At 35.8% G+C, this 15,663-nt stretch carries 10 protein-coding genes; 8 read left to right on the forward strand and 2 right to left on the reverse strand.

All coding sequences use genetic code 11. The annotated features are described in order from the left end of the window. The 5 genes from F6U93_RS09020 to F6U93_RS09040 form a co-directional block, all read left to right on the forward strand. Positions 1-228 (forward strand): serine protease (locus F6U93_RS09020; protein ID WP_225312632.1); only part of this gene is annotated, 228 nt, incomplete at its 5' end. 49 nt (positions 229-277) lie between these two features. Further along, the gene (locus tag F6U93_RS09025; RefSeq protein ID WP_150938996.1) at positions 278-1,798 is read left to right on the forward strand and encodes an aminotransferase class V-fold PLP-dependent enzyme; all 1,521 of its coding nucleotides are present in this window, start codon (positions 278-280) and stop codon (positions 1,796-1,798) included. A gap of 112 nt (positions 1,799-1,910) precedes the next feature. Continuing rightward, complete coding sequence (locus F6U93_RS09030; RefSeq protein ID WP_150938998.1) at positions 1,911-7,358, forward strand: S8 family serine peptidase; 5,448 nt, start codon at positions 1,911-1,913, stop codon at positions 7,356-7,358. A gap of 175 nt (positions 7,359-7,533) precedes the next feature. Continuing rightward, entirely contained in the window at positions 7,534-8,055 is a 522-nt protein-coding gene (locus F6U93_RS09035; protein WP_150939000.1) for a hypothetical protein, read from the forward strand. A gap of 150 nt (positions 8,056-8,205) precedes the next feature. Further along, the gene (locus F6U93_RS09040) at positions 8,206-10,434 is read left to right on the forward strand and encodes a TonB-dependent receptor (protein WP_150939002.1); all 2,229 of its coding nucleotides are present in this window, start codon (positions 8,206-8,208) and stop codon (positions 10,432-10,434) included. A gap of 160 nt (positions 10,435-10,594) precedes the next feature. Here the strand turns inward: F6U93_RS09040 and F6U93_RS09045 are convergent, their stop codons facing one another. After that, the gene (locus F6U93_RS09045) at positions 10,595-11,599 is read right to left on the reverse strand and encodes a sugar kinase (protein ID WP_150939004.1); all 1,005 of its coding nucleotides are present in this window, start codon (positions 11,597-11,599) and stop codon (positions 10,595-10,597) included. Positions 11,600-11,906: 307 nt separating this feature from the next. Between F6U93_RS09045 and F6U93_RS09050 the strand changes: the two genes are divergently transcribed. From F6U93_RS09050 to F6U93_RS09060, 3 genes are all read left to right on the forward strand, one after another. Continuing rightward, positions 11,907-12,905 (forward strand): DUF4421 family protein, encoded by a 999-nt coding sequence (locus F6U93_RS09050; protein ID WP_150939006.1) that lies wholly within the window; start codon positions 11,907-11,909, stop codon positions 12,903-12,905. Positions 12,906-12,994: 89 nt separating this feature from the next. Continuing rightward, positions 12,995-14,344, forward strand: a complete 1,350-nt coding sequence (locus F6U93_RS09055) for a dihydrolipoyl dehydrogenase family protein (protein WP_150939008.1) — start codon at positions 12,995-12,997, stop codon at positions 14,342-14,344. Positions 14,345-14,347: 3 nt separating this feature from the next. Further along, complete coding sequence (locus F6U93_RS09060; protein ID WP_150939010.1) at positions 14,348-15,256, forward strand: YihY/virulence factor BrkB family protein; 909 nt, start codon at positions 14,348-14,350, stop codon at positions 15,254-15,256. 75 nt (positions 15,257-15,331) lie between these two features. Here the strand turns inward: F6U93_RS09060 and F6U93_RS09065 are convergent, their stop codons facing one another. After that, a complete protein-coding gene (locus tag F6U93_RS09065; RefSeq protein ID WP_150939012.1) occupies positions 15,332-15,517 on the reverse strand; it encodes a CsbD family protein in 186 nt (61 codons plus the stop codon). Positions 15,518-15,663 lie beyond the last annotated feature (146 nt).

Genomic DNA, 15,663 nt, shown 5'->3' on the forward strand with positions numbered 1-15,663 from the left:
GTGAATTCTAAAAAGTCACAACCTAGAATGACTATTACAGCAGAATTTGGTTTAGGTGCTAGTGGTGGCCCTGTGGTAAATGATTCTGGAGAAGTTGTAGGTGTAGTTAGTGCCACACGTGCAAACTATACCGGAGGGAATTCCAAACATAAAGGCGATTTACAGCTATTATTGAAAATTGTAATACCGGTTAGTCAACTTAATAAATATGTAAAAGCTGAAGTTTAAAAAGTGTCATTTTGATTAAGTTATTATAGTAATATTTTAAAACATAACAATGAGTATTGTAAATCACTTTAAAAGTGTTTTTAAATCAAATAAAACATCAGCATCTGAATCAAATTTAGAGCAGTATTTTTCAGAATTTAGAAAAAATGTAATTGGTTTAAATCAAACTTTTACCTCACCTTATGGGGTGAAAAAAATCATTTATGCAGACTGGACTGCTAGTGGAAGGTTATATCAGCCTATCGAAGAACAAATCTCAAATGTTATTGGTCCTTTTGTAGCAAATACACATACAGAAACTTCTATAACAGGGAGTGTGATGACCCATGCTTATTATGAGGCAAGATCTATTATTAAAAAGCATGTTAATGCCTCTAGTGATGATGTTTTATTGACAGAGGGTACTGGTATGACGGGGGCTATCAATAAGTTTCAGCGTATTTTAGGAATTAAAATTAACGAAAACCTAAAAGGGCATACCGAAATTCCAGAAGAGAAAAGACCCGTAATTTTTGTTTCACATATGGAGCATCATTCTAACCAAACATCTTGGTTGGAAACCATTGCACGCGTAAAAGTGATTCCGTCAAATACCGAAGGTTTACCCTGTTTAGAAAGTCTCGAACGGTTGTTGCAAGAACACCGGGAGGTCCCTATAAAAATAGCTGCAATTACAGGCTGTTCTAATGTTACAGGTATTAAAACTCCATATCACGCTATTGCAAAAATAATGCACCAAAATAATGGTTTATGCTTCGTAGATTTTGCGTGTTCAGCACCTTATGTTAAAATAGATATGCACCCTAGTGATGCAGAAGAATATTTAGATGCCATAACATTTTCACCGCATAAGTTCTTAGGCGGACCATCAGCAACGGGTGTTTTAATTTTTAATAAAAAATTGTATAAAAATTTAGTTCCAGATAACCCTGGAGGAGGTACAGTAAGTTATACAAACCCTTGGGGCGACCATGATTTTATAGATGATATAGAAGCTCGTGAAGACGGCGGAACACCAGGTTTTTTGCAAGCGATTAGAATAGCACTTTCAATAAAGTTGAAAGAAAAAATGGGAATCCAGAATATTTTAGATAGAGAACATGAATTAAATACTATCATTTTTGAGCGATTATCAAAAATAGAAAACCTAAATATATTGGCTCCTAATCATACCGATCGCTTGGGTGTTTTTTCTTTTTATATAGATAATGCGCATTATAATTTAATAGTAAAATTATTGAATGATCGTTTTGGTGTGCAAACTAGAGGCGGATGTTCTTGTGCTGGTACTTACGGTCACTACTTATTAAATGTAGATCAACCTACTTCAAAATCAATTGAGTTGAAAATACTGGAGGGTTGTTTAATAGAACGCCCAGGTTGGGTGCGTATGTCCATTCATCCAACGATGACTAATAATGAAGTTGAATTTATTTGTGAGGCCATTAAAGAAGTCGCTAATAACTTCTCAACTTGGGCTAACGACTATGAATATAATGCTATTAAAAATGAATTTATTCATAAAAACAAACATAACATAGAGCAAGAAATTATTGAAGCTTGGTTTTAAGATGAATCCGATGTTTTATGGTGTATTAGAATATTTTTTATGGCAAGTTAGTTCGAATAGGACCACTAGAATTTAGTTGCATATTACTTAATTAATCAAAATAATACTTTTTATGATGACACACATTACTAAAAAAACGGTTTTACTTTGGCAGTTGTTAATCATTTTGGTTTTTAGTCAATTCACTTTTGGCCAAATTGATTCAAATAAATACGACCTAAAAACAAAGCATGGCACATATAAAGTAAACGCATTTAAAGCTTCCGATTTTAAGCAATTAAAAGGCCCCGAGTTTGATAGTAAACATTTTCGGTTAGTTCAGTTTTATCAAATACCAACTAACGAGCAGCGACAGTCTTGGGAAAAACAAGGCATGCTATTAATTGATTATTTATCGGCAAACACCTATTATGTAAGCATCAATAAAAGTTTTCCAATAAATGAACTCAAAGATGTCGTGCGTTCTATTATGCCGGTAGATACACAATCCAAAAAAGAAGGTAACCTATATTACAAGGATGCTTCAGAAACCGCAAAAAACTCTAATATTAAAGAGGAATATGTCATTAGTTATTATAAAGGTTTAAATTATAATGATGTGCGTTCCGATTTACAAGCTAAGGGTGTTCAAATTGTAGAACATAGAGCTTACTCTTATCAAATTGATGTCATATTTGTCGAGTCAGAATTAGAAACCATTACAAGTTTACCATATGTTCAGTTTATTGGCGTAAAACAGAGAGATTTTGTTAATGAATCTTTAGATTATAGAAACACGTCTTCACGTGTTAATTATTTGAATAGCGATTATAATGGATTAAATTATAATGGAGCAGGAGTGGTTATTGGCCTAGGTGAAGATGAGATTGTAGGTGATCATATAGATTTTAAAGGAAGAGTTGCCGAGGCAGGAACTTCAGATAGTAGTGGATCTAATGATCATAAAATAATCGGTTTGCAAAATATGGGAGGAGCAGGTAATCTTGATCCTTCAAATAGAAACAATGCATGGGGGGCTACCTTACTTAGTTTACGAATTAATACTGATTATGTAGGCCTTTATAGTTCTCATGATTTAAGATATACCAACCATTCTATTGGAACGTATGTGGTTCAGGGAGGATATGATTCTCGTGCGAGAGCGCATGACCTCAGAATTGAAAGCCTGCCAAATCATATGGTTTCTTATTCATCTGGAAATTCAGGAAGCTCTACAGGAATTTCGCCTTACCCATTTCCTAATTGGGCAAATATCTCAGGGGCCTTTAAAGAAAGTAAAAACCAGATCACCGTTGGGGCTATATCTCCAGAAGATGTTATTGAAAGTTTTAGTAGTCGTGGTCCCATGTATGATGGGCGAATTATACCTCAATTAGTTGACGAAGGCGCTGATGGAACTTCTTTTTCATCACCTAAAGTTACTGGGCAATTCGCAGTTTTAGCACAAGCCTATAAAGATAAGAATGGTGGTACAGAACCAGAGTCATCCTTATTAAGAGCTGTTGTAATGAATACTGCTGATGACTTAGGTAATCCTGGTCCCGATTATATTTATGGTTATGGGCGTCCAAATCTACGTAGAGCCTATAACATTTTAGATAAGAATCAATACATGACTAGTACAGTAGCGCATGGTGCTACTAATAATCATAGCATAACAATTCCAGACAATGTAAAACAAGTACGTGTAATGGTTGTTTGGCCAGATGTTGCAGCATCGGTTAATGCGGATGTAGCACTTATAAATAATCTAAATTTATCTTTAACAGCGCCTTCATCTACAAGCTACAACCCTTGGGTTTTAGATAGCAGTCCTTCCGTAGCGAGTATTAGCGCTCCAGCCACCCGAGGGGTTGATAATTTGAATACTATTGAACAGGTCACGCTAGATAATCCTGTAGCAGGTTCTTGGACCATTAATGTAAATGGAAATAATGTGCCTTTAGGCCCTCAAAAATATTTTGTGGTTTATGAATATTTGTATGAGGAGCTTCAAATAGCTTTTCCACTGGAAAATCAGAAATTCACTTCAGGAAAGACTTACTATATAAGATGGGATAGTTATGGAAGTTCAGATACGTTTAACCTTTCGTACGAGCTTAATAATAGTGGTACATGGATTGAAATAGAAAGCGGTTATGATGCCACTAAAAGAGTGTACAAATGGTTGGCTCCAGATGTTTCACATGGTATCAATACAATTAAATTTAAAGTGGAACGCAACGCGTTATCATCAATTAGTGGTGTTAATCAAATTGGTGATATACCCGAAAATTTTAGAATAATCAAGGTCTGCGATGATGTTGTCTCTTTAAAATGGTCTGAATTGCCAGGAGCAACAGCTTATAAGGTTTATAGGTTAGGAGCAGAATATATGGAAGAAGTTACTGCTAATATTAGCTTTTCAGGAAGCAGTGCTGTGTTAACTGGGCAAAGTGTAAGTGATAATGAGTATTATGCTGTAAGTGCGATAACAGGTACTGCTGAAGGACAGCGAACATTAGCGATACAAAAGACGGCTGGGTATATGAGTTGCAATACGCTAACCTGGACTGGAGCAACGTCTTCAGATTGGTTTGATCAAACGAATTGGTCTTCTGCAACCATTCCAACTAGCGACGATGATGTTGTCATTTCATCATCAGCTCCCAATCAACCTGAAATTACTGCTGATGGTGCTATTTGTGGTGCTATAACAATTGATTCTGGAGCGAGTTTAGCCATGGATGCAACAACGGGTTATACGTTATCAGTTTCAAAAGATTGGACGAATAACGGAACATTTACTAGTGGTATAGGTACTGTAGATTTTATAAGCACCACTTCCTATCAAGAAATTACGGGAACATCTACAACAAATTTTTATATATTAAAAGTAACCAAAGGTAGTCAAGATATTATTCTAGAGGTAAACGCTCTAATAACACTTGATGCAGCTTCAAATCCGTTGGTGTTAACTTCTGGAACTTTCAAACTATCAAGTGATTCCACTATTACCCCTTTTACATCAGCGATTGCACTAACTTCAACCAGAGGTTTTTGGAATAATGGAGGTACAGTGAGTACTGGGAATTTTACTTGGGCGCTTAATTCTGGATTATTGAAAATATCAGGAGGAACTACCAATATTGGTACAGGAAGTAATAATAGAATTAATTACCTTAATAATGGTACACTTATTATTGAAGGCGGAATTCTAAACGTAGCCGGTAGAATAAGTCCAAATAGTAATAATTCTAGTGTTATATATACACAAACAGGAGGTGTTGTAACTGTAAATAATGTAGGAAATACAAGTAACTCAAGAGCACCTTTTGAAATGGGGGTTAATGCTTCGTTTACATGTAATGGAGGTACAATTATTATTAAAAAGCCATCTCCAAATTATGCCGATTATGTTAATGTATCTAATTCCAGTGCTGTTAGTGGTGGAGTGCTTCAACTGGGAAACAATACAACTGACGCGGGAAAAACGTTTAGGATAGATAGTAAGGCTCCAATTTATAATTTAAATGTAAATGATTTTAATGAACCTGTAGTGCAGTTGGTCAACAACGATTTAATTGTGAGTAATGATTTAACTATTTCTGGAGGTACTTTAGATACTAATGGAAAAGATATTACTATAGAAGGAGATTGGACTAATAATGGTATGTTTTTGCCTAACGCTGGTACGGTGTCGTTTACAGGAACTTCTAATCAGTTAATAACAGGAAGTACAACTTTTTATAATTTAGAGCTCGATAATAGTTTAGGATTATCGCTGGAAAATGCCATTGATATCACTAATAATTGCTTAATTACTGTAGGTAGAATGGACTTGGGTTCAGCGCTTACACATGCTGCTAATACGTTAACACTAGCCGAATCTGGAGTTGTTTCAGGTTCATGGGGAAGCAGTGCGTCATTAGCATCTCATACCGACGATACTTATTTTTCCGGAACGGGGATTATGAATGTGAATTCTTGTGGAACCTTTGCCTCTTGGGTAGGAAATGTCGATACGTCTTGGAACAATAGTGCTAACTGGTCTGTTTGTGGTGTTCCAACATTCAGTTCTAATGTTGAAATAAACCCAGGAACATTTCAACCAGAAATGACTTCAGATGTCATTATTAACAGTTTGAAAATTAGTTCAGGAGCGACGCTAACTACAAATTCAGGATTTAATTTAACAGTGCAAGATGCTATTGTAAATAACGGAGAATTAATTTTAAAAACCCATGCTAATTTAATCCAGAATGGAACATCAAACACAAATAGTGGCTCAGGTGTTACAAAAGTAGAAAGTGAAAGTACACCACTATTTCAACAAGATCATACCTTATGGTCGTCACCCGTTTCGGGAACATTTAGCTTAGGTGATTTTTCACCGTTAACAGCACCAAATCAATTTCAAGAATATGATACAAACTCAGACTTATATGCTGAAGTTTCAAATTCCACAGTCTTTGTTACCGGGAAAAGTTATTTAATTGGTATGCCAAATAATTGGGTAAGCTATCCAGGAACAGCTGCACCTTGGACAGGAACTTTTGAAGGTACGCCTAACAATGGTAATATAACTTACACATTGTCTGTAAATGGAAATGCGTATAACGCAGTAGGTAACCCTTATCCATCTGCTTTAAGTATCGATAGTTTTATTACGGATAATATTAATAACATTACTGGAACATTGTATTTTTGGAGAAAAACAAGTGAAGACTCAAATTCAGTTTCGTATGCGACTTCTACTACTGCGGGAAGTACTTTGCTTAATGGTGATGTAGTTTCTGTTGGTCAAGGCTTTATAGTTAAAGCCAAGTCTTCAGCATTAAACTTTACAAATGCAATGCGTACTTCAGATAATACCACTAATTCTACAGGTATTGAAAAACATAGAATTTGGTTAAACCTTTCTAGTGGTCCTACAACAATTAATCAGATGCTTATTGCTTACATGACAGGTGCTACTGAGGGATTGGATCCTGGTATTGATGGTGCTTATTTTAATGATAATGATACGGCGTTAAACTCTTTGGTTGTAGATGAAGAATTTGCAATTCAAGGTAGAAGTTTGCCATTTGAAGGGGCTGATATAGTACCGTTGGCGTTTAAAACAGATGTGAGTGGACAGTATACTATTAGTCTGGATCATGTTGATGGTTTGTTCGCGGGAGGTCAAAATATCTATTTGGTAGATAGTAATACAGGAAATGAGACTAATTTAAAAACTAACGACTACACGTTTAATGCAACTATAGGAAGCGATAATGATAGATTTACATTGAGATATCAAAAAACATTGAGTGTTAATACAGCTGATTTCAACGAAAGCAATATAACCGTTTATCAGAACAATGAGACGACTTATGTTAATTCATCGATGGCTGCAATTAGTACTATTAAAGTATTTGATTTGTTAGGCAGATTAGTAGTAGAGCAAAATCATGTGAATTCCAATACGGCTACAATTAACTTGAACAATGTACCTAATCAAGTACTAGTGGTTCAAATAAAAACCGAAGACAATAAGATAATAAACAAAAAAATGGTGAATTTGGGGTCTAATCAATAAAAATCAATAAAGGTAGTACCCAATAAATTGTATGTCTCGATGGCATTATGGTGTGCCCTAGTTGAAAATATTTTTTTAAGATTTTTTTATTTTCTGGTGTTTGAAACAACAGTTGGATGACATCAGGATTTGGTCTTAAAATAAACCGTATTTTAGCCGTCAAACTTTCTAATTCTTGAAATCACATTCAATTTTAAATTCCACGCTTTTTAAGAGCATCGTTTTTATCATGGCGGTTTGTTATGTGATTTCACCGCTAAGAATAACGGTGTTTAAAGTGCTTCATGAGGTTTCTCATACGGTTCAAGATACTTGGGCTTCAGTTCAAGTACATGGGCATTCAGGTCATCATCATCATCATACAACACATGAGCATGATGTGGACGGGCATCATCATATGACTAAAAGTAAACCTGTGGTTGCAGATCATTCTCATACCGCTACAAACAAGATGATTTCTGACCACTCACATGAGGTCTTGGATGTTTTAGATTTAATTTTGTCGGCTTCAGAAGATGATAAAGACCATCAAAAAAAGCAACTTAAAATCGAATTAGATAAACACTTTCGTGTTTCCGAATACAATATAGATAGGGACGAGTTTCAAATACATGCTACAAAAAGGTGGTTTACTTTTGTGTTAACTTACAATTTTTATTTAGATACCCTTTCACCTCCTCCACAAGTAATTTCATAAGCTTATTTAGTTCATTTTACCTTGTCAGATATTTTTAAACAACAAAAAGTATCTCGAATTAGGCTGCTGTATTGTGGCTAAAGGTGACCCGAACCACTATAAAAATAGTAACACCTCAAAATTTTGAGGCTAATCAAATTATGAAATAAAATGAAATATATTTTATCAGCATGTTTTATGCTGTCTATAAACCTGTTTTTTGGGCAACAGATTACAGGAAAAATTATAAATACTGAAAATAAACCTGTTGAGGAGGTTAGTATTTTCAATAAAACCTCAGAAGTACATACGCATACTTCACCAACAGGAGTATTTACTTTAAATAAAACACAGGCCAATGATACCTTGTATATTTCCTGCCTGGGTTACGAACCTCAAGTCATTCTTGTTGAGCAACGAGATTTGGAGCAACCTGTGGTAATTACATTAAAACCGACAAATATTTCTTTAGATCAAGTGATGTTACTTGCAGAAATTGACCTGCTTAGTAAATTTGTCGCTGTAGATGTTCAGGTAGATCCTGTAAAATCCTCACAAGAGATTTTAAGAAAAGTCCCTGGATTAATCATCGGGCAGCATGCTGGTGGCGGAAAAGCCGAGCAAATCTTTTTAAGAGGCTTTGATATTGATCATGGTACCGACATTAACCTTACCGTAGACGGGTTGCCTGTAAATATGGTGTCACATGCACACGGTCAAGGGTACTCTGATTTGCATTTTGTTATTCCAGAAACCCTTGAAGCTATCGATTTTGGAAAAGGTCCTTATTATGCCGATAAAGGAAACTTTACAACGGCAGGTTATGTGAATATGGGTATTCAAAAGTCTATCGATAAAAACTACTTATCAGTTGAAGCTGGACAGTTCAATACCAACCGCCTGATGGGTATGATGAAGGTGATGGATACCGATAAAAGCAGTGCTTATATTGCTTCAGAGTTATCTTTAACCGATGGGCCATTCGATTCCCCTCAAAACTTTCATCGTTTTAATGTTTTAGGACGTTATAATTATAAAATGAGCGGCAATCAAGAGTTAAGCTTAACTGCATCGCATTTTGATAGTAAGTGGGATGCTTCAGGACAAATTCCACAACGTGCTGTAGACGATGGTAGTATTGACAGGTTTGGCGCTATAGATGATACCGAAGGCGGGGAGACCAGTAGAACCAATCTTTTGGTGAATCATACCAAAGCCATTGATGAAAATCAGTCCTTAGAAACAACGGCTTATGTATCACAGTACAATTTTGAGTTGTACTCTAATTTTACTTTTTTCTTAGATGACCCTGTGAATGGCGATCAAATTAAACAATTTGAGAACCGATTAACCACAGGAGCGAGTACGGTCTATGAACGTAGAAATATGTCATTAGGAGAAAAGGTTGATTTTAAATACCAAGCAGGTATTGGGTTTAGATATGATAACGTTGATGATGTCGAATTGTCCCATACGCTCAATAGAAAAACCGTTTTAGAATATAAAGCCCTTGGTGATGTTGATGAGGTGAATAGCTATGCTTTTTTAAACACCGAGTTTAAAACTGGAAAATGGACGTTTAATCCAGCCCTACGATTAGATTATTTTAAGTTTCAATATGAAGATCAACTGGCACCAACTTACAGTGACCTTGCCGAAACTAAAGTACGTGTGAGTCCGAAATTAAATACCATTTATTCACTGAATGATCAGGTGCAACTCTTTTTAAAAACAGGCATGGGTTTCCATTCAAATGATACTAGAGTGGTTATTGCTAATCAAGGTGAGTCTATTTTACCTGCAGCTTATGGTGCCGATTTAGGAACCATTTTAAAACCTACCAACAACTGGGCTATTAACGCCAGTTTATGGTATTTGTTTTTAGAACAAGAATTTGTGTATGTAGGCGATGCGGCTATTGTTGAGCCTAGCGGAAGAACTCAGCGCTTAGGTGTTGATGTTGGTGCGCGTTACCAAGCATTAGATTGGCTTTATTTATATGCCGATGTTAATTATGCGCATGCTAGGAGTGTCGATGACCCTTCCGGGGAAGACTATATTCCCCTAGCGCCTGATTTGACCAGCGTTGGAGGTGTTTTGGTAGATAATTTAGGTGCTTTTTCTGGCGGATTAAACTATCGATACATTGATGATAGAGCAGCAAATGAAGATAATTCTATTGTAGCTGAAGGCTATTTTGTTACCGATTTTAATGTGAATTATACTTGTAAAAATTGGACTTATAGCATTATTGTTGAAAATCTTTTTAATACCGAATGGAACGAAACTCAATTTGCTACCGAAAGCCGATTGTATAATGAACCTGCTCCAGTAGAAGAAATTCACTTTACCCCCGGAACACCATTTTTTATTCGTGGTAAAATAGCTTTAAGTTTTTAATTGCTAAAGTTGTTTTAGTGCTATTAAAAAAAAGAGGCTGTCTAAAAAGTATTAAAGGACGTCACTCTGAATCATTTCAGGTTGACGACAATTTTACTTTTTAGACAGCCTCTTTAAAAGTTACCACTGATTAAATTAGAGGTATTAGTATGATGTTAATTTATCGCTTTAGTGCTCCAGAAGTATTACCATTCATTAAACTTGTAATATTCTCTAAAGTTACCATGTTCACATCGCCCATTACCGTGTGCTTTAAAGCACAAGCGGCCGTTGCAAATTCAAGTGCTTCCATGTCGGTGTCATTATGCAATAAGCCGTAAATTAACCCAGCTGCAAAGGCATCACCTGTTCCTACACGATCAATAACGTGAGAAATGTTTAGTATTTCTGTTTTAATGTATTTTTTTCCTGTCCACATGCGCCCTTGTATTTCCTGCTCAGAAGCACTAATGGATTTACGCTTTTTACCAACAACTTTTTTGATTCTAGGAAAGGCTTTCATAAGCTCTTTGGCAGAATCTTTAAGTTTGCCGCCAACTTCACCCAAACCAAACATTTCGTTAATACCACGCGGACTAGAAATCACAATATCACAGTGAGCTACGAGTTTTGGCATCACTTCTTGCATGGTTTGGCCATATTTCCACATGTTTTTTCGAGAATTGATATCGCCAGACACCATAATGCCCATTTTATTACAAGCTTTAATTGCTTCAAGGCAGCAAAGGGCAGCCCCTTCAGAAATGGCAGGAGTAATACCGGTCCAGTGAAACCAATCGGCATCTTTAAGCACTTCTTCCCAATCAATCATACCTGGTTGTATTAAAGAAAATGCAGAGCCTTCTCTTTCGTAAACAACCACACTGGGTCTGTGTACCGCACCTTTTTCTAGAAAATACATGCCTAGTTTATCATCGCCATAAATAATTTGGTCACTACTTAACCAGTTTTTACGTAAAAATTGAGTAGCGGCTCTTCCTAAAGCATTATCAGGAAATCGTGTCATATGAGCAGCTTTCATACCAAGGTATGCACATGAAATGGCTACATTAGCTTCGCCACCTCCGTAAACAAGTTCAAAAGAATTTGCCTGTGAAAACTTTAAATATCCAGGAGGGGATAAACGCATCATTACTTCACCAAATGTTACCAATTTTTTAGCCATGTTTATTATTTTTATCGTATTATAGGTTACAGTATATTATTATATTTTTGCAAGTGTTCTTGAATACATGTTCAGGTTATGAATTTTAAAATAACCATCGGAAATTCTTAAAGAAGGAATAAAAATACAATTTTATTAAGAAATTTTGAGTTCAAACACTTTTAATTCAAGCCCAAGATACGCATTACCGTTTTTATAAAAAATGGTTTTAAAAAATGGATGCTAATTTTAGTTTGATGAATGTATTGGAGTAGCTCATTAAATGAAAAAAATAAAACTCTTAACTTTAGAAATCTAATTTTCCCTAATGCACAAAAAGTTACTAATCTTTGTTTGTTTTTTATGTGTTGCCGGATCGGCTTCAGCCCAAAGAACAAAACTGTTAGATTCGCTAAGCGCTAAGGAGGTTATTGATACCTTGCTTATTGATAGGGATATGAATAACTGGTCTATTAGACTGTTTACAAACTATAAGGGTCAAAGCTTTAATTTGATTGATCAAGATGATAAGTTGTCTTTTAAACCCAATAGAACTGCTGGGATTGGAGTTGGATTAGGAACCAGCAAGGTAATTTTAGATTTGGCTTTTAATTTAAATGGCGGACAAGAAAATCCGACCAAACGCTTTGATATGCAAGGCGCCGTTATTGTAGCTGATCGTAATTTAGTTGGGTTGTATGTTCAGCATTATAGAGGATTTAATGTTGAAAATAATTTTGGTGAACCTGAGTTGTTTAGAGATGATATTGAATCTTTCTCCATGGGGGTTAACTATTTATACACCTTCGAGGATCTTACTTTCTCTACGGCTATGCTTAGAGCTGGCCTTATGAAAGAGGAAAAAAAGCACTATATCGCCTTTGGAGTTGGGGGCTTCATGGTTTATGATAAATTTTCAGCAGACGAAAGTGTCGTTCCTCAACAGAATAACTTCAATCAAGTGCTTGATATAAATAGATTTAGTGGATTGGGATTAGGGGTTTCAGTAGGAGTAATCACTGTTTTTGTACTACCGGCTAACTTTTTTATTAATGTAGATTTGTCTCCTGGGGTTGGTCTTATGGCTAAGAAAACCTATAATGATTCGGGGAGTCATAATGTATCTAAACCAATGCTGTATAAAATTGATTATCATGCAGGTTTAGGTTACCTGTATAAACGTTTTTATGTAACCTTAACCTACGGAAACGGCTTGTATACAACTAATTTAAATGAGGGTGCTAATTACCATTTTGGAAACACAAAGGCTAAGTTTGCTATAGGCTACAGAGTAAACACCAATAAAAAATTTAAACTGAAACTATAGTGTTAGATGTTTACAAACAGGGTGGTATCGAGTTAAAAATAAAAGGCTTTAGGTTAAGCTGAACTGTGGTTTTCTACTACTTTTAACTTATGAAGTACAAATCATACGATGTTTTTATTATTGGTAGTGGGGTAGCGGGACGCTATGTCGCTAGAACCTGTATCAAGGCGGGCTTAACTGTTGCTATTGCTGATAACCGGGAGTACGGAGGCACCTGTGCTAATAGAGGTTGTGACCCTAAAAAAATCGTAATGGGGCCTACAGAGGTCTTTTCTCTTGCCGATAACTTAAAAGGCAAAGGTGTGGCCGATGGTCCTGAATTGAATTGGACTGACAATCAAAAATTCAAAAAAACTTTTACTGATAAGGTGCCGGCGGGAACCGAAAAAATACTCAAAAATCTCGGGGTTACTTTATATCATCAATCACCTAAATTTTTAGATGAAAACACCCTTTCGGTGGAAGGGAAAACTGTGACCGCTAAAAAGATCGTGATTGCTACGGGGCAAATTCCTAGACCGCTAAATTTAAAAGGGGCTCAATTTCTTAAAACTAGTGATGACTTTCTGAAACTGAAAAAAATGCCGAAAAGCATGACTTTTATCGGTGCGGGCTATGTGGGGTTAGAATGTGCACATATGGCTGCAAGATACGGCTGTGAAGTAACAATTATTGAGCATGGCGATCGCGCTCTTAAAGCTTTTGACCCTGATTTGGTTGAAGAACTTGTAGCGGTTTCAAAAAAACTAGGTATCCGTTTTGTTTTTAATGCAGAAATAAAGCATATTGAAAAGCTGCGTAAAAATCACCGAGTTAACTATAGCCAAGACGGCCAAAGTCACTCCGTAAAAGCACGCTTGGTGTTTAATACTGCCGGAAGAATTCCTGCGATTAAGGCTTTGAATCTTGAAAAAGGTGAGGTAGTCTATAATGAAATAGGGGTTGTAGTTAATGCTTATTTGCAAAACACCACAAATGAGGCTGTTTATGCCTGCGGAGACGTGTCTGATCATAGTGTACCTTTAACACCATTGTCAGGCATTGAAGCTAAAATTGTTGCAGAAAACATCATTCATGGTAATCAAAAAGAAATTGAAGTGCCTCTAGTACCTTCAGCGGTGTTTACTATTCCAAATTTAGCCATGGCGGGGCTCACTGAAAAAGAAGCGAAAAAAAACTATGATAGTATTGTTGTAAAGCATGAATTCCCTGAAAAATGGTTCAATAGTAATAGAAGTAATGAAAAGGCTTATGGTTATAAAATAATAATCAATGCGGATACCGATGAAATTTTAGGAGCACATATTTTAAGTGTGCAAGCGGCAGAAACTATAAATTTATTTACTTTGGCCATAAATTTAAAACTAACCACTGAGGCTGTCAAAAATATGATTTTTACTTACCCGTCGTGGTCTAATGACATTAAAAGTATGTTGTAAGATATGGCCAAAACCACCAAATCAAATTCCTTTAAAATAAAAGATTTACCCTCCCTAATTGTTGAAACTTACAAGGCTTGGAATGCCGATGACCCTTTTAGGTTAAGTGCGGTTGTGGCTTACTATGCTGTGCTATCTATGCCCGGACTTTTAGTGATTATTGTAAATGCCGTGGGAGCCGTTTGGGGAGCCGAAATAGTACAAGGACAGCTCACTGATGAAATTTCTGGAGCCTTAGGTCATGATGCCGCAGATTCTATTAAGACCATGATGCAGGAAACGCAAAATGAAGAAAAAAGCACCATGGCTACCATCATCGGGATTGCAACCTTGCTTTTTGGTGCTACTGGGGTTTTTTATCATTTGCAATTATCGCTAAATCAAATATGGAATATAGAACCAGATAGTAAGTCTGGATTTACTAAAATGTTATGGGATCGCACCAGAAGTTTTGCTTTTATTTTAGTTATCGGGTTTTTATTGCTGGTCAGTTTTTTAATAACAACGGCAATTTCAGCTTTAACCAATTATATACAAGTGGTGTTGCCAAGTTTTAGCGTTTATATAGCCTTTTTACTCAATGCTATGGTGTCAATATCGATTATAGCGGTGTTGTTTGCGCTCATTTTTAGGTATTTGCCAGATGTGAAGATTCGATGGAAAACGGTTTGGGTTGGTGGCTTAATTACAGCTATTCTCTTTGTTTTAGGAGAGTCTCTTTTAGGAATTTATTTGGGAAAAACCAATCCAGGTTCTACTTATGGCGCCGCAGGAACCATTGTTTTGATTTTACTTTGGGTGTCTTATTCTTGTTTAATTTTGTTTTTTGGAGCCGAATTTACCTATGTGTATGCTCAAAGATATGGGCTAGGGATTCCGAATCAAAAAGCAAAGATTCAAAACGTTCAATAGTTCGGAAAAGCCATAAAAATACCCTCAAGGTTTTTGAGGGTATGGATTAATTAATTTGCAAAATGTTGAGAGGGATTACCATTCGGCGATTTCTCGCTCGATTTCTTTTTTTTCTTTTCCTGTTTTTTCTTGAAGTTTACCTAACATTTCGTCAAATTTACCTTCAGTATAAGTAATATCGTCATCGGTAAGTTCGCCATATTTTTGTTTGAAGTTACCTTTTACTTGGTTCCATTTACCTTCTAATTGTTCTTTGTTCATAATTTCTAAATTTTTAGTTTAATTTTATTTCTACAGCTAAATTACTTGAAGAGTCATGCTATAATTAACTCGAAAAAATAATATCTTGATTCTAAGAAATTAATTTTGAGTTTGTTGCAGTCAGTTAAAGATTTGTCCTTTTCGGT

The sequence above is a fragment of the Pseudotamlana haliotis genome (assembly GCF_008806375.1).
Classification (GTDB): domain Bacteria; phylum Bacteroidota; class Bacteroidia; order Flavobacteriales; family Flavobacteriaceae; genus Pseudotamlana; species Pseudotamlana haliotis.

Coding starts and splice junctions, on each gene's coding strand:
- F6U93_RS09045 (WP_150939004.1), bottom strand. CDS start 11,599: ATGGCTAAAAAATTGGTAACATTTGGTGAAGTAATGATGCGTTTATCC.
- F6U93_RS09025 (WP_150938996.1), top strand. CDS start 278: ATGAGTATTGTAAATCACTTTAAAAGTGTTTTTAAATCAAATAAAACA.
- F6U93_RS09030 (WP_150938998.1), top strand. CDS start 1,911: ATGATGACACACATTACTAAAAAAACGGTTTTACTTTGGCAGTTGTTA.
- F6U93_RS09055 (WP_150939008.1), top strand. CDS start 12,995: ATGAAGTACAAATCATACGATGTTTTTATTATTGGTAGTGGGGTAGCG.
- F6U93_RS09060 (WP_150939010.1), top strand. CDS start 14,348: ATGGCCAAAACCACCAAATCAAATTCCTTTAAAATAAAAGATTTACCC.
- F6U93_RS09040 (WP_150939002.1), top strand. CDS start 8,206: ATGAAATATATTTTATCAGCATGTTTTATGCTGTCTATAAACCTGTTT.
- F6U93_RS09050 (WP_150939006.1), top strand. CDS start 11,907: ATGCACAAAAAGTTACTAATCTTTGTTTGTTTTTTATGTGTTGCCGGA.
- F6U93_RS09065 (WP_150939012.1), bottom strand. CDS start 15,517: ATGAACAAAGAACAATTAGAAGGTAAATGGAACCAAGTAAAAGGTAAC.